Consider the following 23676-nt stretch of genomic DNA (forward strand, 5'->3'; position numbering starts at 1 on the left):
TACCGCGCCGTTTATCTTTATTTATTCGCTTACTGGTTTCAGCAGGCTTTTCTCTTTGAGGAAATATCATGTCGCAGCGATCCCGAGTGCTGCCTGGGTTTGGTCTATCTTTGGGCTTCACCCTCGCCTATGTATCTTTTATTGTGCTTATTCCATTAGCCGCAGTCTTTATCAAATCATTTGGAATCGGATGGGACGGATTATGGGAAATCTTAACGTCTGAGCGTATTTTAAAATCGCTTCAGCTTAGTTTTAGCTCAGCTTTAATTGCAGCATTTATTAATGTAGTTTTCGGGCTACTTTTAGCTTGGTGCCTAGTTCGTTATAACTTTCCCGGCAAGCGTCTAGTTGATGCTTTAGTAGACTTACCTTTTGCTCTACCCACCGCAGTTGCAGGTATTGCGCTGACTTCGCTCTATGCACCTACTGGCTGGATTGGTCAATATTTAGAACCACTTGGTATTCATGTTGCTTATACGCCAATCGGGATTACGCTAGCCCTAGTGTTTATTGGTATTCCCTTTATTGTTCGAACTGTTCAACCCGTACTCAGCGATATCGAAACCGAGCTGGAAGAAGCAGCTTCCGCACTTGGGGCAAATCGCTGGCAAACCATTACTAAAATTATTTTACCGATATTGTTACCAGCACTTTTCACTGGCTTCGCTTTAGCATTTGCGCGTGGTGTAGGTGAATATGGTTCAGTTATTTTCATTGCAGGTAATCAACCGTTTAAAACTGAAATTGCTCCGCTCATGATCATTTCTCGTCTTGAAGAATATGACTACGCAGGTGCAACAACGATTGCCGCAGTAATGTTGGTTCTCTCTTTCATTATTTTATTTGCCATTAATTTACTGCAAGCCTGGGCAAACCGTCGTACAGGGAGAAATATCACATGAACCTACATACCGACAGCAATGCACTTGCCTTGAAGTTGCAATCTCGTGACGCAACACGTGAACCAACTTGGGTACGCTATATCCTAATTACCATTGCGCTGATTTTCTTTCTTAGTTGCCTAATGCTGCCTCTTATTCTGGTTTTTGTAGAAGCATTTAAACAAGGTCTTGAAGTCTATGTGCAGGCATTAATTGACCCAGATACATTGTCAGCAGTGAAGTTAACATTATTAACCGCAGCTATTGCTGTTCCGATTAACGTGATATTTGGTGTAGCCGCTGCATGGGCTGTTTCTAAGTTTCAGTTTAAAGGCAAAGCTATTTTAACCACCATTATTGATATGCCTTTTTCAGTTTCACCTGTTATTGCAGGTTTAATGATTGTACTGATTTTTGGTGCTCAAGGCTGGTTAGGCGGCTGGTTAATGGACCATGACATTAAGATTTTATATGCCGTGCCCGGAATTGTTTTAGCGACCATCTTTATTACCGTTCCTTTTGTTGCACGTGAGTTAATTCCCCTTATGGAGGCTCAAGGAACAGAGGAAGAGGAAGCCGCGATTGTACTGGGTGCATCGGGTTGGCAAACCTTCTGGAAAGTCACTTTGCCTAACATTAAATGGGGTTTGATTTACGGCGTGATTCTATGTAATGCCCGTGCAATGGGTGAGTTTGGTGCAGTCTCTGTAGTTTCCGGTCATATCCGTGGTGAAACTAATACGCTGCCACTTCATGTCGAGATTTTATATAACGAGTACACCTTTAGTGCAGCCTTTGCCGTGTCCTCATTACTTGCTTTTTTAGCGCTATTAACACTGGTATTGAAAACTTGGTTAGAGATACATCAAGACAAGCCACAATCGCATTCAACTGATTCGTAAGGAATGAAATCATGAGTATTCAAGTTAAGAATATTGAAAAACACTTTGGTGCATTCCATGCGCTTAAAAATATTTCTCTAGATTTTCCAGAAGGTGAACTAGTTGCCCTTCTTGGCCCATCTGGATGCGGTAAAACAACCCTACTTCGTATTATTGCTGGCCTAGAGTCAGCCGATGGCGGTCAAGTATTACTTGAAGGTGAAGATGCAACGAACGTACATGTGCGTGAACGTCAGGTTGGTTTTGTATTTCAACACTATGCTTTATTTCGTCACATGACTGTATTTGACAATATTGCTTTTGGTTTACGTGTTCGCCCTCGTGCCACACGCCCATCTGAAGCTGAAATTAAAAAGCGTGTTACTCGTTTACTTGATCTTGTTCAACTGGGATTTTTAGCAGATCGCTACCCTGCTCAGCTTTCTGGTGGTCAACGCCAACGTATTGCTTTAGCTCGGGCACTCGCGGTAGAGCCTCGCGTATTATTACTCGATGAACCCTTTGGTGCGCTTGATGCCAAAGTTCGTAAAGAATTACGCCGCTGGTTACGCAACTTACATGATGAGTTGCATATCACTTCAATTTTCGTAACCCATGACCAAGAAGAAGCGCTTGAAGTCGCAGATCAAATCATTGTGATGAATAAAGGTAATGTTGAACAAATTGGTTCGCCACGTGAAGTCTACGAAAAACCAGCAACACCATTTGTATTTGATTTCTTGGGTCAAGCAAACCGTTTTGAAGGTGAACATACAGGCGGTATTATCCGTATCGGCAATGATCGTATCGAATTACCAACCACAGTTCAGGCACCACAAGGAAAAGTGATTGCTTTTGCCCGTCCAGATGAGTTACATATTCATTCGCAACCACAGGCAAATACAATTGAAGCGACTTTTGTACGTGAAGTCTGGATTGCTGGAAAAGTAGTGGCGGAATTACAAGATCGTAATGGACGATTAATTGAGATTGCTCTGAGCAGTGAGACTGCAAAACAACATGCATTTCAACCAAATCAAACGGTTTGGGTGAGTGCTTCTCAACTTCATCTATTTGCAGATCAAGTTGCTTAAGGAATTATTTGGTGAGGATCATCTCGTGGAATTTAAAGCCATTCCTCACCTCTTTCGAGGAAAAGTGTAAATGAACTTTCAACAATTAAGAATTATCCGAGAAACAGTACGCCAAAACTTTAACTTAACGGAAGCATCTGCCGCGTTATACACATCTCAATCAGGTGTAAGTAAACATATTAAAGATTTAGAAGATGAGTTAGGTGTACAACTTTTTGTTCGTAAAGGTAAACGCCTTCTTGGTTTAACTGAGCCAGGTCAATCGCTATTAAGTATTGTTGAACGCATGCTTGTGGATGCGGAAAATATTAAGCGCCTTGCCGATGACTTTAATAAAGTCGATGAAGGTACACTTACGATTGCAACAACGCATACTCAAGCACGTTATGTACTACCTCCAATTGTTAATCAATTTAAGAAGTTATTCCCTAAAGTACATTTGATTTTGCAACAAGCAAGCCCGGTCGAAATCTCAGAGATGCTCTTACAAGGTGAAGCGGATATCGGTATTGCGACAGAGTCTTTAACGACTGAGGAAAACTTAGCAAGCATTCCATACTATCAATGGCAGCACAGTATTATTACACCGCAAAATCATCCTTTAGTGCAGGCGGACAAGATTACTCTAGATCTTTTAGCTGAATATCCACTCATTACGTATCATGGTGGTTTTACAGGCCGTTCTAAAATTGATAAAGCCTTTGAAGAAGCTCATCTCGATGCAGATATCGTTATGTCTGCTCTTGATGCTGATGTCATTAAAACCTATGTTGAACTTGGCATGGGCGTCGGAATTGTCAATGACGTGGCTTACGATGCAGAACGTGATTATCGCTTAAAGCAAATTAAAACTGATATTTTTGGCGTTAACACCACATGGATTGCTGTGCGTAAAGGTCATCTATTACGTGGTTACGGATATGAGTTTGTTTCTTTATGCTCACCTGATGCAGACATTAAAGCACTGAAAAAAATTGCTTACCCAGATGAATAAAAAATAAGAACAAAATAAAAGAGCTATTTAGCTCTTTTATTTTTAGAGATAAAAAAAACGAGCCGAAGCTCGTTTTTTTTAGTATTAATTACCAGTAGAAGTTCACACCAACTTTACCAACCGGTAACCATTTGTATTTATCATCGTTACGGATTTTGTTTGCTTCTTTATCAACAGCATCTTGTGGAAGCGTAGTATTACCATTTACAGGAGCAAGATTATATTGCGTTAACTGAACTGTTGGATTACCAGTATAGTAAGCACCTACTTCACCAAATACGCCCCAGTTTTTATTGATTTTAGGTGCAAAACCTAAACCTACATAAGGAGCGATATCATTATCATACTTCATTTTACCGCGTACACCGCCTTCTTGACCGGCAACTGCTTGCTGATAATTATTACCATCGATTGTTAATGTTCCACCATTACCAATACGTTTGGCTAAATCATAATCATTGTCTAAGTAAGCAGCACCAGCGGCGATATATAAACCTTGTGCCCAACGGTTAGTGCTTGCACCCCATGGACGAATCTCAGCATTTAAATAAACGTTGTTATTATCCATATCTAAGTCGTACTTAGTGCCATTCACTGACACATCATCACGCCAAGAAATGTCACCACCGTTGTAACCCAATGCCAAACCAACATATGGGTTTGCTTGCCATAATAAAGCACCACCGTAACCTGTAGTACCTACTTCAGCACGAACACCTACTGGAATTAATTGGTTTTTATCGAATGCATAACTGTCATGAACAACAGCTTCATCTGCCATTGCAGCACCAGCAGCAAGTAAAGCTGTAGTTGTCACTAAAACACGTAATACTTTCATCGTTTTCTCCTCAAGAAAAGGCTCTGTTTTTAATTTTTCAGCTTGTGACAAAAATTATATTCAAGAGCATAGAGTCTTTTTTATACAAAAACTGCTAGCTTTCTGTTATTTTTTGATACAAATTGAGTTAAATTTTTATTTTCAAATCATTTTTGTGTAAAAAACACTTGATTATCCAATAAGCTTTTCCACTTTAACTCTCGCTTTAAACGTAACACGTTTTTTCAAAGATTCTTGTCACAAATTAGTGTAAAATCTTTAAAATTTTTTATGGAAGGAAGATCATGTCTCAGCTTTCTACGATCATTGAGCAAGCATTCGAAAACCGCGCAAACTTTACTGCGGCAGATTGCTCAAGCGAAATTCGCCAAGCTGTTGAAGAAGCAATTGCTGGATTAGATAACGGTACACTTCGTGTTGCAGAAAAAATCAATGGTGAATGGGTTGTTCATCAATGGTTAAAAAAAGCTGTTTTATTATCATTTAAACTAAATGACAATAAACCAATCGAGTCATGTGATCTTCGTTTCTACGACAAAGTTGAAACTAAATTTTCTGGCTGGACTGAAGAGCAATTTAAAGCAGCAGGTGTTCGTGTTGTTCCTCCTGCTGTTGCTCGTCGTGGTAGTTTCCAAGCTAAAAATGTGGTGTTAATGCCATCTTATGTCAACATTGGTGCTTATGTAGATGAAGGCACAATGGTTGATACATGGGCAACTGTAGGTTCATGCGCTCAAATCGGTAAAAACGTTCATTTGTCTGGCGGTGTAGGTATCGGTGGTGTTTTAGAGCCATTACAAGCAAACCCAACTATTATTGAAGACAACTGTTTTATCGGTGCGCGTTCTGAAATCGTTGAAGGCGTTATTGTTGAAGAAGGTTCAGTCATTTCAATGGGCGTTTTCATTGGTCAATCAACTAAGATTTATGACCGTGAGACTGGCGAAATCCATTATGGCCGTGTACCAGCAGGTTCAGTAGTAGTTTCAGGCAGCTTGCCATCTAAATGTGGTACTTACAGCTTATACGCTGCAATTATTGTGAAAAAAGTTGATGCGCAAACACGTTCAAAAACAAGTTTGAACGATTTGTTACGCGCTGACTAATTTGTTATAACTCTTTTGCGGAGTTTTAATCGCTCCTCATCTCTACGATCAAACCGATTGTAGAGATTTTATTTTTTATATAGTGTGGTATTTCTAGAATGGTTTCCTTACGTTCCTCTGCAATTCCTGTCTCTGACCCTGCGTCCGGTTTACGCATTACCGAGATTTTTTACTCGTTGCAGGGTGAAGCAAATGCCTCTGGTCTGCCGACTGTATTTATTCGTCTAACAGGCTGTCCTTTACGTTGTAGTTATTGCGATACCACTTATTCTTTTGAAGGTGGTGAACGTTTATCACTTGAGCACATTATTGAAACGGCTGAAAAATATCAAACGCCTTATATTTGTGTGACGGGTGGCGAACCTCTTGCACAACCAAACTGCTTGATTTTATTACAACGTCTATGTGAAGCAGGTTTTGATGTCTCTTTAGAAACCAGTGGTGCTCTAGATGTATCAAAAGTAGACCCACGTGTTTCTAAAGTCCTCGATTTAAAAACTCCAACTTCTGGTGAAGAACATCGTAATCTCATCAGCAATCTTGACTACCTAACTCCACATGATCAAATCAAATTTGTGATTTGTAACCGTGAAGACTATGAATGGTCAAAGCAACAAGTTGAACAATATCAACTGCAAACCAAAGTTAGTACTGTTTGGTTCTCCCCTGCTTTTGCAGTTGAAAAAGGTGCTGTTGGCCTACCACGTCTAGCACGTGATCTGGCACAGTGGATACTGGATGATAAAATGCCTGTTCGTTTCCAATTACAGTTACATAAACTGCTCTGGAACGATGAATCAGGCCGTTAATCATTCAATAAAATAAATCATTCCGAATATGGAGAAAAATATGCGCCCTCGTGCCATTGTTTTACTTTCAGGCGGCTTAGACTCAACCACTTGCCTAGCTTGGGCACAAGCGCGCTATGAATGTATCGCTATTAGTTTTATGTACGGCCAACGCTCTACAACTGAACTTGATGCTGCAAAAGCATTAGCTCAGCGTGCAGGGGTTGAACACCGTGTAATTAATATCGATCTAGCTAATTTAGGTGGATCTGCACTTACAGACCATAACATTGCTGTACCAGAACAATTACAAGAAGGAATTCCTGTAACTTATGTACCAGCACGTAACACAATTTTCCTCTCTTATGCTTTAGCTGCGGCTGAAGTATTCAATGCTGAGGCGATTGTTATTGGCATCAATGCTGTTGATTATTCAGGATATCCTGATTGTCGTCCTGAATTTATTGATGCTTTTGCCAATATGGCACGTTTAGCAACTAAAGCTGGCGTTGAAGGAAAACCACTTAAATTTGAAACACCCCTGTTACATTTATCCAAAGCGAATATTATACGTTTAGGGATTGAACATGGCGTAGACTATAGTCAAACGGTATCTTGCTATCAAGCAGATGCTCAAGGACGTGCGTGTGGCAAGTGTGACAGTTGCCGTTTGCGTAAAGAAGGCTTTATCGATGCTGGTGTTACCGATCCAACACGCTATATACCGCAATAAGTAGGTAAAATTTATGAACTTGTTAAAATCAAAACTTATTCTTTCATCTTTATTCTCAGCAGCTGCCCTTATGGCTGGTTCAGTTCATGCAGCTGAGAACCCAGTTCAAGCAGCATATAAAAGCACTAACGTTAAAGGTGCATTAATCAATGTTTGTAAAGACCAAACTGCTAAAGGCGGTAAATTAAGCTCAGCTGAAGTTAGCAAATTCTGTAGCTGTCAAGTTGATGCTCAAGGTAAAGTAACTGAAGCACAAAAATGGGAAATCCAAAGCGCAATCAATGCGAAGAAAAGCCCAAGCTCTTTAGCTTTTGTACAGCAACAAAACCGTGATCTTAAAGCGTGTTTTGGTCCTCAGTTAACAACTAAGCTTGAAAAATTAACTGAAGAAGCGATGAAAGCAGCTCAACAACAAGCTCCTAAAAAATAAGCTTTTGTTGACCTAAATTAAGCCTGCATTTATGCAGGCTTTTTTGTAGCTCTGATAAAATAGTACTGACCTAAAACCCCTCTATTTGAAATAAACCATGCAAGAACAGTAGCATTGATCCATGTGGAGAAGGCGGTGAATTTCACACTACCGTGATTGATGGGCCAATTTTTAACAAAGCAATTCCTGTAAGAAAACTCAATATTGTTTATCATGAAGAATATGCTTTTCTACCACTTGAATTAGATCAAATTTAACTTTTAAAGGATAAGAAATGTCTGAAAATATACAACTCCCAAATCAAACTTTTCCAACTACTCACGGCGAAGTTAATTTGGCTGAAATCGATAATGAATGGTTGATTATTTACTTCTACCCGAAAGATTCAACTCCAGGCTGTACAACACAAGCAGTTGGTTTTTCTTGTTTAAAAGATCAATTTGATGCTTTAGGTGCGCGCATTTTGGGTATATCACGTGACTCAGTAAAAGCTCATCAGAACTTTACTGAAAAACAAGCACTAACGATCGATTTAATTAGTGATAAAGAAGAAGTACTTTGTAAACACTTTGATGTGATTAGAGAAAAAAATATGTATGGTAAAAAAGTAATGGGCATTGAACGCTCTACTTTTATTTTCCATAACAAAACTTTAGTTAAAAGCTACCGTAAAGTAAAAGCTGCGGGTCATGCAGAACAAGTTTTAGAAGACCTAAAAGCATTACAAACAGCTTAATAAGCGTAAGTAATGAAAAGCGAGTTTAATACTCGCTTTTTTAGGTATACAAAAATTGCTCAGTTATTTTAATTTGACGTATGATAAAAAATATTAGAATAATTCGAATGAAGACAGGCTATGAATCTACTCAAAGTTTCTATTTTATTGCCTTTCAGCTTTATTTTAGCTGCATATTCTATGAACGCGTCGAGTATGCCTCCCGCCCTTAACGCCTCTACCTTACAAGTGCAGAAATCATCTATTGAAATAAATTGCCAAGATTTACAAAACCCTGCCTACCAACAAGCTATTCTTAATACCATTAATCAAATTCGACAGCAATCACACCAGTGTGGTCAGCAGTATTTCTCTGCGACTAAACCGCTAAGTTGGAGTAATAACTTATATAAAGGTGCGCTTTCTCACAGTGAAGACATGGCTAAGAACAATTTTCTTGGACATGTTGGCTCTACTGGCCTAGATTTAAAATCACGTTTGAAGCTTTACAATACTTTAGGTAAAGCGAATGGTGAAAATGTCGCCAGTGGACAGAAAACTTTAGGTGAAGTTATGTCTAAATGGCTGTCGAGCCCTCTACATTGTAGTAACCTAATGAACCCTAAGTTTACAACTTATGCAATTGCTTGTGCTTCTGATCAATCTGTAAAACAAAAGAGCTACTGGACTCAACAGTTTGGTACATATGAAAAGGAAAAATAATGCAATCAGGTTCCATCACCCCTATTTTAAGAATTTTTGATGTTGATTTAGCTCAATCATTTTATCTTGATTTCTTGGGATTTCAGCTTGATTGGCAACACCAGTTTGAAGATAACTTCCCGCTATATTTACAAATTTCCAAAGATGATTGCATCATTCATTTATCTGAACATTTTGGAGATGCAAGCCCTCATAGTGCCATCCGTATTTATTGGGAGCATATTTATGAGCTACATAGTCAACTCAGTCAAAAGGATTATAAATTTTCAAAACCTCAAATTGAAAAAACAGATTGGGAGACCCTTGAGCTCAGTATTACCGATCCCTTTTCCAACCGAATTATCTTTTGGGCAGATGCTTAAGCTGTATAAATTTATTGAAATTCATCTAGGTTAGAGCGATCATCTTCTTCAAATCTTTGTTGTAATTGCTGATAAATCGCTGTTTTCTTGAATTCATCTAAAAATTGAATAGTTCCTACAGGAAAAAATTCCGTTTGGATTTCACCACGATAATAAGCCTCACGCATTGGTGTCGCTGAAATCGAGTCTTTTAGGCTATCGAGTTCAACCATCGTCCATTCTGGAAATAATCTTAAATAATAAGATGACTCATCCTTAAAATGACCAATTAAACCAACTTTTGAGTTTGGCTCAATCACGCCATTCACTAAAGATTTGACCTGTTTCACCCACTTCTTATCATTATAAACATCGACCACATGCACAAATCGAATACGCTTTTGTTCATCTGGTGAAAAATTAGATAAAATCATTTGTTCTCGTTCAACCGCAAGAAACGGATTCTTAATATTACGTTCCATTTGAGCAGAACCTAATGCCAAAATCACGTAACGACTTTGTTGTAGCGCGATTTCAATCGTTTGCATATGTGCCAAATGAAATGGTTGAAAACGACCTATAAAAACGAGATAGTCAAATGTATGCATAATTAAATTTTCACTTTTTATGAACTCATCAGTTATCCGCATTACAAAAAATATGCGTCATAATGAGAACCTAAAAATCAACAACGTGGTTTAAAGCAAGGATAGTACGATGACACTTAGCTGTATTCAACAACCTCAGCAACATTTAAACGCAAATTTAGAAGGTGGCGTACTCACCTTAGCCATAAATCGCCCAGAAGCAAAAAATGCACTATATGGCGAACTTTACTTATGGATTGCCAAAGCACTTGATGAAGCTGACCAACATAAAGATGTACGAGTAGTCGTTTTACGCGGTGTAGAGCAAGATTTTACTGCGGGCAATGACATGAAAGACTTTATGGGTTTTGTACAAAATCCTAATGCAGGCCCAGCAGGTCAAGTTCCTCCATTTGTACTTCTAAAATCGGCTGCAAGATTATCAAAGCCGCTTATTGTTGCCGTAAAAGGGGTAGCTATTGGTATTGGCGTTACGATTTTATTACAAGCAGATCTGGTCTTTGCAGATAATACAGCCCTATTCCAAATCCCATTTGTAAGTCTTGGCCTTTCACCAGAAGGCGGTGCAAGTCAATTATTGGTTAAGCAAGCAGGTTATCACAAAGCAGCTGAACTACTGTTTACTGCGAAAAAGTTCAATGCAGAAACTGCTCTACAAGCTGGTTTAGTGAATGAAGTGGTTGAAGATTCTTATGCATCCGCTCAGGCAACCGCTCAACACTTAACAGCATTACCGCTTGCCTCACTAAAACAAACAAAAGCATTGATGAAGCATGATCTAGATCAAATTATTGAATGTATTGACCATGAAGCTGAAATCTTTATGCAACGCGTTCAATCACCTGAAATGCTAGAAGCCGTACAAGCATTTATGCAAAAGCGTAAACCTGATTTCTCACAATTTAACTAATATCCAAAATTTGGATAAACTCAAAGGCAGGCTCTTCGTAAGGATGGCTTGCCTTTAATGCTTTCGCAACCGCACTCGCCTTTTCTTCAATCACAATGGTTTCAACTCGCCACTCTTCAACTTTTTCAAGTTCACCCAGCTCTCCAATATAAGGATCAGCCCCTTTAACTGGCTTAAACTGTCCTATTCCTTTGACTTGCCATGCGCAGTGTTCATAGTTACCGATACCACCTGCCCCAGCAGCAAATATAGACTGTTTAGTCGATTCAAGATGTGACTCGGGTACGTAATAAATCAGCTTTAACATGAGTTGAATGACTCAAAACTATTGAACTTGCCTTAAATCATACTCTTTAAGAAGTCTCCGAATCAAAGTCAGCTCATCATTGCTAAATAATTTGCTCCAATAAAAAGTATTTGAATAGCAAGCGCCAAGCCAAATAAGCGCCAGCCCTTATCTTTTGTATACATCGTTCTTATGTCATTTTTGTTTTTCATCATTTTGATCTCCGATTTTTATCGTTGTTACAGAGAAAGCAAAAATTGAACCAACTTCCTTAAAGTATAATTTAATACAAATTTACCTTACCCATCGAAATATTTTTCTTATTAAATTGTTTTTTATGTAACTTATCAAATAACATGTTAATAAATATTTAGGCTAAAAAGAAAATGACTAATTCATTCATAAATCAATGGAAGTTTTTTTATCCTAATAAACTTCCAATTTCACATTATTTTCGACAATATTTTTCACAATTTTGGTTCCGAATTCATAGCCTTCCAGAATCAAAAAGATATGCAGATACACCTCCAGAATATGAATTATTATTAAATCGTCATAATCAAATTATTGATGACTGTTTCGATTCTAATGCTTCTATTTTTATTGTGACCGGTCATTATTTCAGCCAAAGCGATAATAATAAAATATATGATCCAACTTTAAGGCTCAAATACGAATTTCATCCAGAAAAAGAAATAAATCTAACACAAGCTAATCCCGAAGATTATGATGATGACGAAGAAGATGTTTTGTATAGACCATACTCCATCAATGAAATTTGGAAAAAAAATGAACACAATGATTTATTAAAAAAGATCGCCGACGATGAGATTCGAGCCTTTATGATTTCTTTTGAACAAAATATAATTATTGCTCCATATGATGGTGGCATTGATCTTATTATCTTTAATGACGCCAAAAGGAATGAGTTAATAAATAAGTATAAAGATTGGCTTTCACCACGAGCTGATGGATTATAGAACTTTAGGAATATTAAATAACACATCTGTAATCTCTAAAGATTTTGGAGATAGATTTAATGAGAAATTATAATTCCCTATTAGTGGACGATCTTCTATTGGTAATGAATCTATATAATTTCTTTGCTTTATCCAATGAGTATGAGCCACACAATATCCATCATTGTATCTAGAAAAAGTTCTTGTATATGAATCAACAAGAATTACTCTAACCTGGAAGTAATCACCATATAGAGTATCTGCTGATATTTTATGATCTTTATCAAATGCAATTTTTATGACAGCCTCAATCAAATCCTCTCTTTTTTTCTTATGAATTGCTAAATAATCATCTAGATAGCTCGAAAATTTATTATTTACGTTCTTTAAAAATTCATCATTTATGAAAGAGTTACGATTTAATAGATCAAATGTTAAGGAAAACTCACCTAGTGACAAACAATGTGTATACAAAACACCGATTGCCCAGAATCCCTCACAATCATGATAACGATTAACAAATTTATCTAGTAATACAGTTGCGGTATCTAATAATCTTTTCTTCATTTATTTAAAGACAATTATATAAATAAAACTTTTATCATATTTAATCAAAGATTTGGATTATCTACAATCTTTAACTGCCTCTTCTCATATACTGTCATCATAAATGCTAAACCACATAAAATGACAAAACCGCAAGTCATTGGAATTAGTGTGCCGTCATATAATTGCCCAATAATAGAGGCTAAAATAAGAGACAATACAGAAGAAGCTGCACCAATAATAGCCGATGCCATTCCAGCAACATGCCCCATCGGTTCCATTGCAATCGCGTTTAAGTTACCAAATAAAGTTCCAAATAATAAAAACAGAATGCAGGCATAAAGCATGAACATCCAGAATGATATCGCTACACCTAAAAGTTGAATTCCTAAGAAAACCAAAGAAATTAGGCATAAACCGAGAAAACCATAAATACAAATTGGACGCATACCAAACTTCATCACAATTTTAGAGTTGGTAAATGAAGCTATTCCCATTACACCAGCAAGTACAGCAAAGTAAGCACTAAACTCTTGCCCAGTTTTACCAAACTGCTGCATAAAAATTTGTTGAGAAGTTCCCAAATAACCAATAAATCCACCAAAACAAAAACCAGCACATAGCAAATAGCTCATGGTGGTTTTATTACTTACAACTTCCTTAAAACCCTCTTGAAATGCTTGTAAACGCATAGGCAAACGGTTTTCAGGAAGCAGCGTCTCTTCTAGTCGTAATGCCACCCACGCTCCAACGACTGTGGCATAAACCATGTATAAAACAAAAATTTCACGCCAGCCAAAGAAATGAATAATAAGTTGACCTAAACTTGGTGCAATTGCTGGAGCAACCATGAACACCATCATAATTAAGGACATAATGCGGGCCATTTGGGCACCGCTGTATTTATCTCGCACAATCGAGATAGAAGCAACGTAAGGCCCTGAAACCCCAATGCCTTGAATAAAGCGGCCTACTAAAAACCATTCAAAACTTTGTGTAGTAAAGCATAATAAACTTCCCAAAAAGTAAATGATGATCCCAGCAAATAAAATGCGCTTACGCCCGATTGCATCGGATAGCGGTCCAGCAATGAGTTGCCCTATCGTCATACCGGAAAAAATACCAATAATGACCCATTGGGTCTGATTATTATTCTTTAAGTCAAAAATGCGTCCAATCTCACCTAAAGCAGGTAAAACTGCATCTATTGAAAAAGAAACAATAGACATGAGTAGTGCCATCAGAAGTGCAAACTCTCGGAAATGGATTTTTGATTTCATTTTTCTTCTCTACTATTTATTCTATTCACATTGTACTACATACAAATAAGCCACCTTACGGTGGCTTATTTCAATTTTTATATTAACCAATAAACTTACGTGCATTACGGAACATACGTAACCATGCACCATCTTCAGTCCACTCTTCTGGACTCCAAGAGTGCTGAATTGCACGGAAAGTACGCTCTGGGTGTGGCATCATAATCGTTGCACGACCATCTTTAGACGTTACACCAGTAATCGCTTCCGGCGAACCGTTCGGGTTCAATGGATAATGTTGAGTCGGGTTACCGTGGCTATCAACATAACGCAATGCAACTTGGTTAGCTGCATTCAAGCTTGCAATATTAGCTTCGCTTGCAACCACACGGCCTTCACCATGTGCTACAGCAATCGGTAAAATCGAACCTTCCATACCATCAAGTAATACAGAAACAGATTTTTCAACACGAACGTTTACGCTACGTGCTTCAAAAACTTCTGACATATTACGGTGGAAACGTGGCCAGTGTTCAGCACCCGGAATCAGCGGCGCTAATTGTGACAACATTTGGCAACCATTACAGATACCTAAACTAAATGTACCTTCACGCTGGAAGAATTGCTCAAACTGATCACGTAGTTTTGTATTGAACAGAACTGATTTTGCCCAGCCACCGCCCGCACCCATTACGTCACCGTAAGAGAAACCGCCACAAGTCACTAAGCCTTCAAAATCACTTAAGCTTACACGACCAGCAAGTAAATCGCTCATGTGTACGTCAATCGTATTGAAGCCAACTTTGTCAAAAGCTGCTGCCATTTCAATATGACCATTTACACCTTGCTCACGCAAGATTGCCATATTAGGACGACGACTATTGATAAACGGCGCTTCAATAGGTTCATTTAAATCAAATGTAGGTTTTGCAATTAAACCTTGATGTGATTTATCTATAATTAAAGCGAATTCTTGGTCAGCAGTTTCAACGTTATCGCGTAAACGTTGGATCTGATGAGATACTTCCGACCAAGCTTGTTGTAATTCAGCACGATCTAAAGTTAAGCCGTTTACAGATAATTGATCTGTATTGTTTACACGGCCAACTACAGCAATTGCATCTTTTAAGCTAGAAGCTGTAACTTCTGCTTGTAAAGCTTCCCAATCAGCTGATTTGATTTGAACAACCGCACCAATTTCTTCTGCAAATAAGCCAGCAGTAGTTTGGTTTTCTAATGCCACACCTAAACGTGAAGCAAACATCATTTCAGCTACAGTAGCGAGTAAACCGCCATCACCGATGTCATGGTAAGCTTGGATTAAGCCACGGTTATTCCAGTCTTGAATTAAAGCAAAGAACGCTTTGAAATCATCAAAACTATCAACATCTGGAGTGATTGAACCAATTGCTTTATATACTTGAGCAAGAATCGAACCACCTAAACGGAACTGGCCTTTAGATAAATCAATACGTACAAGTACTGAATCTTCTAAATTCTTAAGTTCAGGTGTTAAAGTCTTACGAACATCAGTAACTGGAGCAAATGCAGTAATTACACCAGTCATTGGAGATGTTACAGCTTTATCTTCGCCATTATCGTTCCAAGTGGTACGCATTGAAAGTGAGTCTTTACCTACAGGAATCGCAATTCCTAAAGCAGGACACATTTCCATACCAATCGCTTTCACACCTTCAAACAACGCTTGATCTTCACCTTTTTGACCAGCAGCAGCCATCCAGTTTGCAGAAAGTTTGATATCGCTAATTTGTTCAATGTTTGCACATGCAATGTTGGTAATTGCTTCAGCAACTGCCAAACGAGCAGACGCTGCCGGATTTAACAATGCAACTGGTGGACGTTCACCCATTGCCATTGCTTCACCAGTGAAACCTTGTAAGCTTGTAGTCGTTACTGCTGCATCTGCAACAGGGATCTGCCAACGACCAACCATTTGATCACGCGCAACCATACCTGTAATAGAACGGTCACCAATAGTGATTAAGAATGATTTAGACGCAACTGTAGGATTTTTCAATACGCGGAAAATCGCATCTTTCAAATCAACTTTTGAAGCATCAAAGTCGTTACCTTTACGCTCAATTGTTTCGTAAGAACGTTGCATACGCGGTGTACCACCAAGCATCACTTGCATTGGGATATCAACTGCATTGTTTTCGAACAATGGATCTTCAACAGTTAAATGACGAGCTTCAGTAGCTTCACCCAACACAGCAAACGGACAACGTTCACGCGCACAGATTGCTTCGAACTGCTCTAAAGACTCTGGGCGAATTGCAAGAACATAACGCTCTTGTGCTTCATTTGACCAGATTTCCATTGGGCTCATGCCCGGCTCTAATGAAGGAATCTTACGAAGATTAAGAACTGCACCTAATTCGTGGTCATTTACAAGTTCAGGCATCGCATTTGATAAACCACCCGCACCCACATCATGTACAGAAACGATTGGGTTGAAGTCTTCTAAGCGCCAGCATGTATCGATCACTTCTTGACAACGGCGCTCCATTTCTGGGTTTTCGCGTTGTACAGAAGCAAAGTCAAGGCTTTCACCCATTGTACCGCTGTCTACTGAAGACGCCGCACCACCACCAAGACCAATTAACATTGCAGGACCACCCAATACAATGAGTAAGTCACCTGGTTGAATCGCATCTTTTTCTACATGGTCAGGACGAATGTTGCCGTAACCACCAGCGATCATGATTGGCTTATGGAAGCCCTTCACTTCACCATTTACATTCTGTTCAAAAGTACGGAAATAACCATTTAACGCAGGACGGCCAAATTCATTGTTAAATGCCGCGCCACCTAATGGGCCTTCAATCATAATTTGTAATGGCGATGCCATACGTGAAGGTTTACCGTAGTTTTCTTCCCAAGGTTGTTCAAAACCAGGAATATTTAAGTTAGAAACTGTAAAGCCTGTTAAACCAGCTTTTGGTTTACCACCACGACCTGTAGCACCTTCATCACGGATTTCACCGCCTGAACCAGTAGCAGCACCAGCAAATGGAGAAATTGCTGTTGGGTGGTTGTGAGTTTCAACCTTCATTAAAATATGAGCAGCTTGGCTCTTATATTTATAAACAAAGTGACCGTTTTCATCTGCTTTTGGATAAAAACGCATCGTGTCATAACCAACGATTACAGAGGCATTATCTTTATATGCTGATAACACATCAGTTGGTGATTCTTTATAAGTATTTTTAATCATTTGGAACAATGATAATGGTTGTTTTTCACCATCAATTGTCCATTCAGAACCAAAGATTTTATGACGACAGTGTTCAGAGTTTGCTTGTGCAAACATCATTAACTCGATGTCATTTGGATTACGGCCAAGTCGAGTGAACGCTTCTGTTAAATAATCAATTTCTTGTTCAGATAAAGCGAAACCAAATTCATTGTTGGCTTTTACTAAAGCTTCTTTACCTTGGCCTAAAATATCAATTGAATTTAATGGCTTTGGAGCTGTTTCTGAAAATAGTGCTTTTGCATCATCAATTTGTGCAAAAACATTTTCAGTCATACGGTCATGCAATACTTGTTTTACTTCATTAGATAGTTCAGAAACACCTTTTAACGTAAATAAAAGACCGCGTTCTAAACGGTGAACTGGCGTATTACAGTTCTTGAAGATATCAGTTGCTTTAGAAGACCAAGGTGAAATAGTACCCACACGTGGCGTTACTAAAATCTGAATCTCATCACTTGCAGGTTGACGAAGTTCAAAAGACTCACCGTCATTTAATAATTGCAAAGCAGATTGATGTTGCTGCTCGTTGAGCGCTTGATCAAACAAATAGACCCATTGGCTGTCAAAAGATTGAACAGAACTAATTGACGATAAACGTGTTAATAGTTGAGCTTTCTTAAAAGAAGAATGTGCTGCTGCACCGGCCACGATAAACATGTTGATTTTGGCTCCACGGGCAGGTCTTGTGAACCTTACCGCAATGTGACTTTAGAGAGAGCGCATATTCTACTGTGTCTTGCTAAAATCAGCTAGATGTAGAATCAGTATTCTGTAACCTAATTCTGCAAGAACTGACTAGTTTTTTGTTCAAAATCATTTTTTTAACTAATATAGGTAAAAATAAATTGTTTCATGTTTATTCAATAACATAATAAAACCTGAACCAAGACAAACTATGTCGCACCACGCTAGTGCTTTTAAGTTTTTTTTGGCATGATCAGGCTTTATAGTTTTGAATAATGATAAATGGAACAAATGCGTTGGTTAGAACTGCTTTCTGCAGTTCGTTTAGGTAGCAAAAAAAGTAGTACAGAGTTGGCTCGTAGCCCATTTCATAAAGATTATGATCGCATTATATTTTCGCAAAGTTTTCGTCAGTTAAACCGTAAAACACAAGTGCACCCTTTAGCACAGCATGACGGCATCCATACCCGCTTAACACACTCGCTTGAAGTTTCCTGTATTGGTCGTTCAATGGGTATGCTTGCAGCCGAAAAAATTAAAGATGAATTGCCCGTCTGGATTTCTCCTGCCGATGTTGGCGCAATTATTCAAGCGGCCTGTCTTGCACATGACATTGGTAACCCACCTTTTGGGCATGCAGGTGAATATGCGATTCGTGAATGGTTTGACGATGCCTCACATAATGATTTTCTAAAAAAATTAACTCCCGAAGAAGAAGCCGATGTCCGCCAGTTTGAAGGTAATGCTCAAGGATTACGCCTTTTAACACGTATTGACTATCACCCAGACGATGGTGGTATGCGCTTAACTTACGCGACCCTAGGCGCATATTTAAAATATCCTTGGCTCTCAAAAACAATAGCTTCTCAAGGTGATCGCCCATCCCATGAACGGGCTAAATTTGGTTGTTATCAGTCTGAAAAAGAAATTTTAAAGCAAATAGCAGAACAGCTTGGACTCATTCAATTAGGTGAATATCACTATTGTCGCCACCCACTCACCTATCTTTTAGAAGCCGCAGACGATATTTGCTACGCCTTAATTGATTTAGAAGACGGCATTATTCTAAATATGCTGAACTACCAAGAAGTTGAACCAATTTTTCTCAATTTAATTGCAGATTATGGTCAGCCAGAAGAGTTGTCACAGCCCAGCAGTACATGGCAACAAAAAATTTCTGCATTACGTGGCCGTGTCATGAAACGCCTAGTCGATGAAGTCACTACCGCTTTCGCCAAGCATCAGTATGAAATTATTACAGGTCAGCTCCAAGGTAGCCTTTTACAATACTGCTCACCTGATATTGCTAAAGGTATTGAAACAGCAAAAAACCTAGCGCGTGAAAAAATCTTTGAACACCCGCAAAAGTCTGGTTTAGAAATTATTGCTCACCAAAGTTTGCAAACAATACTAGATGCATTTGTACCCTTAACAATGCCACATAAATCTTTGAGCTTTAAAGAACAACGTTTAATGTCGATCCTTCATTTGTACGGTGCCCGCTTTAGTAATAATCACTACAGCAATATCATGCAGGTACTCGATATTATTAGTAAGTTTTCAGATCATCAGGCTTATAGCTTGGCGCAAGAGCTACAAGGTAATAAAATAGGTCTGTTTTAATGATAAGTCGACATGTTGATAGAGGGCTTTATCCATCATCTTTTATGTATTCAGATCAGTGGGTAAAATGCCCTAAATGTTCTCATCTGAGTATCTTAAAATATGACAGTCCTTTGTCACCAGTAAATGCGCCTTATCAAGGAACTTTTTCTTTTAGTTGTCTAGATTGTTGTTATCAGATTAAAGCTGAAGATAGTTCAATATCGAGTCGTCACAATGGTCGTTTTTATGCCACAGCTTACCAGCGTTGCCAAAGTTGTGGTGGGTCATGGGTCAAAGCAAATCAAAAGCTGAATAATTCAGGAACATATCCTCCATATATTCAAGCTAAATGTCATCTATGCCAAAATTTTTCAAAATTTGAAAAATATAATATAGCTTTTGTTTTAGACCAGAAATATGGTTATACAAACTATGGTCTTGAACTTTATTTGAAAACTTCAATTAGGCATGGAGACATATACGTTTATAACCCTACACATTTAAAAGAACTAAAAATATTCGTTGAGGCTAATTTAAGAGAAAGGACTAAACAGACTGGTAATAGCAGTTATTTTTCACGTCTACCTGCATGGATAAAATCCACACGAAATCGAAAAGAAATTTTAAAAGCCATTTTGCGTTTAGAACAAATGGCATCTACTATTCAACCATTAACAAATAAGTGAAAGATTCAATGATCGGATGTTTAATTGGCGAAGTGTTTGCCCTAGAAGCCCCTACTGTCTTACTGAATGTAAATGGTGTGGGCTATGAAATTGATACACCACTTTCAACATTTTGCCAATTACAAAAAGGCCAGAAAGTCACGCTATGGACGCATTTAGTTGTTCGTGAAGACGCTCAGCAGCTTTACGGTTTTAGCGATGCTCAAGAGAAAACTATTTTCCGTACTTTATTAAAAGTAAATGGTGTAGGCCCTAAAATGGCACTGGGTATCTTGTCTACATTAAGTGTCGAATTATTGGTACATACAATTGAACACGACGATGTAAACACTTTGGTCAAAGTTCCGGGCGTTGGTAAAAAAACAGCTGAACGTTTAATGATTGAACTTCGTGATCGTTTTAAAACCTTGGCTCAAGGCACTTCTACTGCGGCGACCATGCCTCAAATTCAATTTGCTGCAAACTCCCCTGTTGCAGAAGCAGAAGCAGCATTACAGTCTTTAGGTTATAAGCCACTTGAAGCACAAAAAGCTGTTGCTGCGGTTAAAGCCGATTACACTGAATCAGCCGATATTATTCGTGCTGCTCTTAAATCAATGATGAAGTAAACACACCTATGCAAGACCGTCTAATCAGTGGAACAGAAAAACCTGAAGATCATTTTGATCGGGCTATCCGACCAACTTCGCTTGCCGATTATATTGGGCAGCCAGTGGTACGCGAGCAAATGGAAATCTTCATTGGCGCTGCTCGCGGTCGTGGTGAAGCACTCGATCACACACTGATTTTTGGTCCACCAGGTTTAGGTAAAACCACACTTGCTAATATCATTGCACGTGAAATGGGTGGTAACCTCAAATCAACTTCAGGGCCTGTTTTGGAGCGCGCGGGTGATTTGGCGGCAATGCTGACTAACCTTGAAGAAGGTGATGTTTTATTTATTGATGAAATTCATCGCCTTTCCCCCGTGATTGAAGAAATTCTGTATCCCGCAATGGAAGATTACCAGTTAGATATCATGATTGGTGAAGGACCTGCTGCCCGTTCAATTAAATTAGATTTACCCCCTTTTACATTAGTCGCTGCGACCACACGTGCAGGCTTACTCACCTCACCTCTACGCGACCGTTTTGGTATTGTGCAACGTCTTGAGTTTTACTCTGTAGAAGATTTAACACATATCGTGTCGCGCTCTGCAAACCTTATGGATGTGCCAATTACAGTTGAGGGTGCCGAGGAAGTTGCACGCCGTGCACGTGGCACACCACGTATTGCCAATCGTTTATTACGCCGTGTTCGTGACTATGCACAAGTAAAAGGTACAGGTGAAGTTAACCATGACATGGCACAACGTGCTCTTGATATGCTCAATGTTGATAAAGCAGGCCTAGACACTTTAGACCGCCGTTATTTGAGTATGTTACTCGAGCGTTTTGATGGCGGGCCTGCTGGAGTTGAAGCGCTTGCTGCAGCTATGGCTGAAGATAGTGGCACACTTGAAGACGTGATTGAACCTTATTTAATTCAACAAGGTTATGTCATGCGTACTGCACGAGGACGTATAGCAACCAATCAATCTTATTTACAGTTTGGAATGACACCACCTGAGCCTAAAAACTAGCCAAAGGAAGAGAATTTTCTCTTCCTTTTTTAATTTATCTGTTCTTTTTAATTTAAATAATAACTGTCTTATCAATAAATTAACCACTCCATACCTTTTAAGTCTTTCTTTATACCTTATTGATTTTTTAATATTTTTAAAAACTGAATTATAAGAAATCTAGATATTAAATCTTATAAACAATAATATTTTTTAGGATAAGGACATGTATAAGAAAGCCGCTTTATTATTCCCACTTGCTCTAGTGAGTCAATTGACTCTAGCAGATTGGGTAAACGATGCTGCACAACAAAATGAAAATCAGATCATTCAACTAAGACAACACATTCATGAGAACCCAGAACTTGGCAATATGGAATTTAAAACCTCTGCACTGGTTCAAAAAGAATTAAAGTCTTATGGCATTCAAGTCAAAACAGGTTATGCAAAAACAGGAGTTATTGGCATCTTAAAAGGTAATAAACCCCGCCCTATTATTGCACTTAGAGCCGATATGGATGCGCTACCTATGGAAGAAAAAAGTGGTGTTTCGTTTGCGAGTAAACAAAAAGCAATTTATCAAGGTAAAGAAACTTATGTCATGCATGCTTGTGGGCATGATGCACATACTGCAATGCTATTAGGTGCAGCAAAAATTCTAGCTGCCAATAAAGATAAAATAGCAGGTACAGTTGTTTTTGTTTTCCAACCTGCAGAAGAAGGCGGAGCTGATGTAGACAATTTCACACAAGGTGATCAAATCGGTTCACGCAAAATGATCGCAGATGGAGCCTTTAAAGACTATAAACCTGAAGCCATTTTTGGAATACATGTTATAGCTGGTATGCAAAGTGGTCATCTTTATTATAAAGATGGTGCCATTTTAAATAGTGCAGACCATTTACGTATTCAGGTCAACGGCAAACAAGTTCATGGCTCTACCCCTTGGTTAGGCAGAGATCCAATTTATGCTTCTGCACAAATGATTAATAATCTACAAAGCCTGATTAGCCGAAGAACTGACCTCACGCAAGGTATGGGCGTAGTCAGTATTGGCAATATTCAAGGTGGTGCAGCAGGCAATGTGATTCCTGAACAGGTTAACCTGGTCGGGACTATCCGCTCTAATAACGAACAGATAAGAGCGAATATCTTAAAAAGTTTACCAATCATGATAGAACATAACGCTCAAGCCAATGATGTGACTGCTAAAGTTGAAATTGCGCCTTATGCGCCAGTCACTATGAATGATAAGGCATTGACTCAGCTTATTCAGCCAACATTAGCCAAGGCTGTGGGAGACTCAAAACTTCATGTTTTAGATCATAATGCAAGCGCAAGTGAAGATTTTGCCTACTATGGCAAATTAATGCCCTCATTCTTTGTTTTCTTAGGTGCAACACCAGAAAATCAGGACTTAAGTCTGGCCGCACCAAATCATAGTCCTTATTTTATTGTAGATGACAAGGCCTTAAAAACAGGAACCGAACTGCATGTAAGATTCGTATTAGATTATCCGAATATATCAAAACAAGTGCAGGCTTCATGGAAGCCCTCTTAAGTTAAAAGCATGCTAGCCATAAGATGTACCGTTTTTAGATTATAAATACAGCAATCGCAATTGAAAGGTTGTGCCATAGGACTTAGTATGCAATCTGCTAAACTGCCCCGTATTTAAAAGCAGATGTATGACCTTGATTAGAACTGATGTTTTTTTCAGCAGTCATAT

25 protein-coding genes and 1 pseudogene are annotated in these 23676 nt (G+C 38.7%); 19 read left to right on the forward strand and 7 right to left on the reverse strand.

From position 1 onward, the window contains the following. Nucleotides 1-68: 68 nt before the first annotated feature. The 4 genes from cysT (at nt 69) to ABLB96_RS16140 (ending at nt 3850) form a co-directional block, all read left to right on the forward strand. Nucleotides 69-902, forward strand: a complete 834-nt coding sequence (gene cysT / locus ABLB96_RS16125) for a sulfate ABC transporter permease subunit CysT (RefSeq protein ID WP_191011998.1) — start codon at nt 69-71, stop codon at nt 900-902. After that, on the forward strand, nt 899-1783 hold the full coding sequence (gene cysW, locus ABLB96_RS16130) for a sulfate ABC transporter permease subunit CysW (RefSeq protein WP_348895463.1): 885 nt from the start codon (nt 899-901) through the stop codon (nt 1781-1783). Before cysT ends, cysW begins: the two co-directional genes overlap by 4 nt. A gap of 11 nt (nt 1784-1794) precedes the next feature. Next, a complete protein-coding gene (locus ABLB96_RS16135; RefSeq protein WP_348895464.1) occupies nt 1795-2856 on the forward strand; it encodes a sulfate ABC transporter ATP-binding protein in 1062 nt (353 codons plus the stop codon). 70 nt (nt 2857-2926) lie between these two features. After that, nucleotides 2927-3850, forward strand: a complete 924-nt coding sequence (locus ABLB96_RS16140; protein WP_309454622.1) for a CysB family HTH-type transcriptional regulator — start codon at nt 2927-2929, stop codon at nt 3848-3850. Nucleotides 3851-3938: 88 nt separating this feature from the next. Here the strand turns inward: ABLB96_RS16140 and carO are convergent, their stop codons facing one another. Continuing rightward, complete coding sequence (gene carO / locus ABLB96_RS16145) at nt 3939-4688, reverse strand: ornithine uptake porin CarO type 1 (RefSeq protein WP_348895465.1); 750 nt, start codon at nt 4686-4688, stop codon at nt 3939-3941. 284 nt (nt 4689-4972) lie between these two features. On the opposite strand from carO, the gene dapD reads away from it, so the two are divergent. From dapD to ABLB96_RS16185, 8 genes and pseudogenes are all read left to right on the forward strand, one after another. After that, nucleotides 4973-5794: a 2,3,4,5-tetrahydropyridine-2,6-dicarboxylate N-succinyltransferase gene (gene dapD / locus ABLB96_RS16150; RefSeq protein ID WP_348895466.1), complete on the forward strand. Its 822-nt coding sequence runs from the start codon at nt 4973-4975 to the stop codon at nt 5792-5794. Between the two features lie 98 nt (nt 5795-5892). Further along, nucleotides 5893-6603 carry a 7-carboxy-7-deazaguanine synthase QueE gene (queE, locus tag ABLB96_RS16155; RefSeq protein ID WP_348895468.1) on the forward strand — a complete coding sequence of 237 codons (711 nt, stop codon included), beginning with the start codon at nt 5893-5895 and terminating at the stop codon, nt 6601-6603. A gap of 40 nt (nt 6604-6643) precedes the next feature. Then, entirely contained in the window at nt 6644-7315 is a 672-nt protein-coding gene (gene queC, locus ABLB96_RS16160) for a 7-cyano-7-deazaguanine synthase QueC (protein WP_001247780.1), read from the forward strand. Between the two features lie 13 nt (nt 7316-7328). Continuing rightward, entirely contained in the window at nt 7329-7745 is a 417-nt protein-coding gene (locus ABLB96_RS16165) for a hypothetical protein (protein ID WP_348895469.1), read from the forward strand. 101 nt (nt 7746-7846) lie between these two features. After that, nucleotides 7847-8002: pseudogene (locus ABLB96_RS16170) on the forward strand (ATPase); the annotation flags it as partial. A 17-nt stretch (nt 8003-8019) separates the two neighbouring features. Then, nucleotides 8020-8481 (forward strand): peroxiredoxin, encoded by a 462-nt coding sequence (locus ABLB96_RS16175; RefSeq protein ID WP_348895470.1) that lies wholly within the window; start codon nt 8020-8022, stop codon nt 8479-8481. 120 nt (nt 8482-8601) lie between these two features. Continuing rightward, nucleotides 8602-9183 (forward strand): CAP domain-containing protein, encoded by a 582-nt coding sequence (locus tag ABLB96_RS16180; protein ID WP_348895471.1) that lies wholly within the window; start codon nt 8602-8604, stop codon nt 9181-9183. Next, complete coding sequence (locus ABLB96_RS16185; protein ID WP_348895472.1) at nt 9183-9545, forward strand: glyoxalase superfamily protein; 363 nt, start codon at nt 9183-9185, stop codon at nt 9543-9545. The genes ABLB96_RS16180 and ABLB96_RS16185 overlap by 1 nt, the downstream gene beginning before the upstream one ends. 11 nt (nt 9546-9556) lie before the next feature. Here the strand turns inward: ABLB96_RS16185 and ABLB96_RS16190 are convergent, their stop codons facing one another. Continuing rightward, entirely contained in the window at nt 9557-10132 is a 576-nt protein-coding gene (locus tag ABLB96_RS16190; protein WP_348895473.1) for a nicotinate-nicotinamide nucleotide adenylyltransferase, read from the reverse strand. A 109-nt stretch (nt 10133-10241) separates the two neighbouring features. Between ABLB96_RS16190 and ABLB96_RS16195 the strand changes: the two genes are divergently transcribed. Then, nucleotides 10242-11042, forward strand: a complete 801-nt coding sequence (locus tag ABLB96_RS16195) for an enoyl-CoA hydratase-related protein (protein WP_348895474.1) — start codon at nt 10242-10244, stop codon at nt 11040-11042. Here ABLB96_RS16195 and ABLB96_RS16200 read toward each other — a convergent pair. Together ABLB96_RS16200 and ABLB96_RS16205 are read right to left on the reverse strand one after the other, a co-directional pair. Next, nucleotides 11035-11349, reverse strand: a complete 315-nt coding sequence (locus tag ABLB96_RS16200; protein WP_348895475.1) for an NGG1p interacting factor NIF3 — start codon at nt 11347-11349, stop codon at nt 11035-11037. The genes ABLB96_RS16195 and ABLB96_RS16200 overlap by 8 nt on opposite strands. Nucleotides 11350-11417: 68 nt before the next feature. Further along, complete coding sequence (locus ABLB96_RS16205) at nt 11418-11543, reverse strand: KGW motif small protein (protein WP_348895476.1); 126 nt, start codon at nt 11541-11543, stop codon at nt 11418-11420. 171 nt (nt 11544-11714) lie between these two features. Between ABLB96_RS16205 and ABLB96_RS16210 the strand changes: the two genes are divergently transcribed. After that, a complete protein-coding gene (locus ABLB96_RS16210; RefSeq protein WP_348895477.1) occupies nt 11715-12308 on the forward strand; it encodes a hypothetical protein in 594 nt (197 codons plus the stop codon). On the opposite strand, the gene ABLB96_RS16215 is transcribed toward ABLB96_RS16210, so the two are convergent. The 3 genes from ABLB96_RS16215 to purL form a co-directional block, all read right to left on the reverse strand. Continuing rightward, nucleotides 12303-12854 (reverse strand): hypothetical protein, encoded by a 552-nt coding sequence (locus ABLB96_RS16215; RefSeq protein WP_348895478.1) that lies wholly within the window; start codon nt 12852-12854, stop codon nt 12303-12305. The two genes, ABLB96_RS16210 and ABLB96_RS16215, sit on opposite strands and share 6 nt — an antisense overlap. 44 nt (nt 12855-12898) lie before the next feature. After that, nucleotides 12899-14113 (reverse strand): multidrug effflux MFS transporter, encoded by a 1215-nt coding sequence (locus ABLB96_RS16220; RefSeq protein WP_348895479.1) that lies wholly within the window; start codon nt 14111-14113, stop codon nt 12899-12901. An 82-nt stretch (nt 14114-14195) separates the two neighbouring features. Beyond that, nucleotides 14196-18029 carry a phosphoribosylformylglycinamidine synthase gene (gene purL, locus ABLB96_RS16225; protein ID WP_348895480.1) on the reverse strand — a complete coding sequence of 1278 codons (3834 nt, stop codon included), beginning with the start codon at nt 18027-18029 and terminating at the stop codon, nt 14196-14198. 309 nt (nt 18030-18338) lie between these two features. Between purL and ABLB96_RS16230 the strand changes: the two genes are divergently transcribed. The 5 genes from ABLB96_RS16230 to ABLB96_RS16250 all read left to right on the forward strand — a co-directional run bounded on the left by ABLB96_RS16230 (nt 18339) and on the right by ABLB96_RS16250 (nt 23508). Next, nucleotides 18339-19679, forward strand: a complete 1341-nt coding sequence (locus ABLB96_RS16230; protein ID WP_348895482.1) for a deoxyguanosinetriphosphate triphosphohydrolase — start codon at nt 18339-18341, stop codon at nt 19677-19679. Next, nucleotides 19679-20347 (forward strand): hypothetical protein, encoded by a 669-nt coding sequence (locus tag ABLB96_RS16235; protein WP_348895484.1) that lies wholly within the window; start codon nt 19679-19681, stop codon nt 20345-20347. Before ABLB96_RS16230 ends, ABLB96_RS16235 begins: the two co-directional genes overlap by 1 nt. Nucleotides 20348-20355: 8 nt before the next feature. After that, nucleotides 20356-20955, forward strand: coding sequence for a Holliday junction branch migration protein RuvA (ruvA, locus tag ABLB96_RS16240; protein ID WP_032053016.1), 600 nt, complete (start codon nt 20356-20358; stop codon nt 20953-20955). A gap of 8 nt (nt 20956-20963) precedes the next feature. After that, entirely contained in the window at nt 20964-21968 is a 1005-nt protein-coding gene (ruvB, locus tag ABLB96_RS16245; protein WP_348895485.1) for a Holliday junction branch migration DNA helicase RuvB, read from the forward strand. A 205-nt stretch (nt 21969-22173) separates the two neighbouring features. Then, a complete protein-coding gene (locus ABLB96_RS16250; protein ID WP_348895486.1) occupies nt 22174-23508 on the forward strand; it encodes a M20 family metallopeptidase in 1335 nt (444 codons plus the stop codon). The last annotated feature ends 168 nt before the right edge of the window (nt 23509-23676 follow it).

This window comes from Acinetobacter sp. XH1741, from assembly GCF_041021895.1.
Classification (GTDB): domain Bacteria; phylum Pseudomonadota; class Gammaproteobacteria; order Pseudomonadales; family Moraxellaceae; genus Acinetobacter.

What these genes read in the sequence shown, in the direction of transcription:
- cysT (WP_191011998.1), top strand. Translation starts at nt 69, where the DNA reads ATGTCGCAGCGATCCCGAGTGCTGCCTGGGTTTGGTCTATCTTTGGGC.
- cysW (WP_348895463.1), top strand. Translation starts at nt 899, where the DNA reads ATGAACCTACATACCGACAGCAATGCACTTGCCTTGAAGTTGCAATCT.
- ABLB96_RS16135 (WP_348895464.1), top strand. Translation starts at nt 1,795, where the DNA reads ATGAGTATTCAAGTTAAGAATATTGAAAAACACTTTGGTGCATTCCAT.
- ABLB96_RS16140 (WP_309454622.1), top strand. Translation starts at nt 2,927, where the DNA reads ATGAACTTTCAACAATTAAGAATTATCCGAGAAACAGTACGCCAAAAC.
- carO (WP_348895465.1), bottom strand. Translation starts at nt 4,688, where the DNA reads ATGAAAGTATTACGTGTTTTAGTGACAACTACAGCTTTACTTGCTGCT.
- dapD (WP_348895466.1), top strand. Translation starts at nt 4,973, where the DNA reads ATGTCTCAGCTTTCTACGATCATTGAGCAAGCATTCGAAAACCGCGCA.
- queE (WP_348895468.1), top strand. Translation starts at nt 5,893, where the DNA reads ATGGTTTCCTTACGTTCCTCTGCAATTCCTGTCTCTGACCCTGCGTCC.
- queC (WP_001247780.1), top strand. Translation starts at nt 6,644, where the DNA reads ATGCGCCCTCGTGCCATTGTTTTACTTTCAGGCGGCTTAGACTCAACC.
- ABLB96_RS16165 (WP_348895469.1), top strand. Translation starts at nt 7,329, where the DNA reads ATGAACTTGTTAAAATCAAAACTTATTCTTTCATCTTTATTCTCAGCA.
- ABLB96_RS16175 (WP_348895470.1), top strand. Translation starts at nt 8,020, where the DNA reads ATGTCTGAAAATATACAACTCCCAAATCAAACTTTTCCAACTACTCAC.
- ABLB96_RS16180 (WP_348895471.1), top strand. Translation starts at nt 8,602, where the DNA reads ATGAATCTACTCAAAGTTTCTATTTTATTGCCTTTCAGCTTTATTTTA.
- ABLB96_RS16185 (WP_348895472.1), top strand. Translation starts at nt 9,183, where the DNA reads ATGCAATCAGGTTCCATCACCCCTATTTTAAGAATTTTTGATGTTGAT.
- ABLB96_RS16190 (WP_348895473.1), bottom strand. Translation starts at nt 10,132, where the DNA reads ATGCATACATTTGACTATCTCGTTTTTATAGGTCGTTTTCAACCATTT.
- ABLB96_RS16195 (WP_348895474.1), top strand. Translation starts at nt 10,242, where the DNA reads ATGACACTTAGCTGTATTCAACAACCTCAGCAACATTTAAACGCAAAT.
- ABLB96_RS16200 (WP_348895475.1), bottom strand. Translation starts at nt 11,349, where the DNA reads ATGTTAAAGCTGATTTATTACGTACCCGAGTCACATCTTGAATCGACT.
- ABLB96_RS16205 (WP_348895476.1), bottom strand. Translation starts at nt 11,543, where the DNA reads ATGATGAAAAACAAAAATGACATAAGAACGATGTATACAAAAGATAAG.
- ABLB96_RS16210 (WP_348895477.1), top strand. Translation starts at nt 11,715, where the DNA reads ATGACTAATTCATTCATAAATCAATGGAAGTTTTTTTATCCTAATAAA.
- ABLB96_RS16215 (WP_348895478.1), bottom strand. Translation starts at nt 12,854, where the DNA reads ATGAAGAAAAGATTATTAGATACCGCAACTGTATTACTAGATAAATTT.
- ABLB96_RS16220 (WP_348895479.1), bottom strand. Translation starts at nt 14,113, where the DNA reads ATGAAATCAAAAATCCATTTCCGAGAGTTTGCACTTCTGATGGCACTA.
- purL (WP_348895480.1), bottom strand. Translation starts at nt 18,029, where the DNA reads ATGTTTATCGTGGCCGGTGCAGCAGCACATTCTTCTTTTAAGAAAGCT.
- ABLB96_RS16230 (WP_348895482.1), top strand. Translation starts at nt 18,339, where the DNA reads ATGGAACAAATGCGTTGGTTAGAACTGCTTTCTGCAGTTCGTTTAGGT.
- ABLB96_RS16235 (WP_348895484.1), top strand. Translation starts at nt 19,679, where the DNA reads ATGATAAGTCGACATGTTGATAGAGGGCTTTATCCATCATCTTTTATG.
- ruvA (WP_032053016.1), top strand. Translation starts at nt 20,356, where the DNA reads ATGATCGGATGTTTAATTGGCGAAGTGTTTGCCCTAGAAGCCCCTACT.
- ruvB (WP_348895485.1), top strand. Translation starts at nt 20,964, where the DNA reads ATGCAAGACCGTCTAATCAGTGGAACAGAAAAACCTGAAGATCATTTT.
- ABLB96_RS16250 (WP_348895486.1), top strand. Translation starts at nt 22,174, where the DNA reads ATGTATAAGAAAGCCGCTTTATTATTCCCACTTGCTCTAGTGAGTCAA.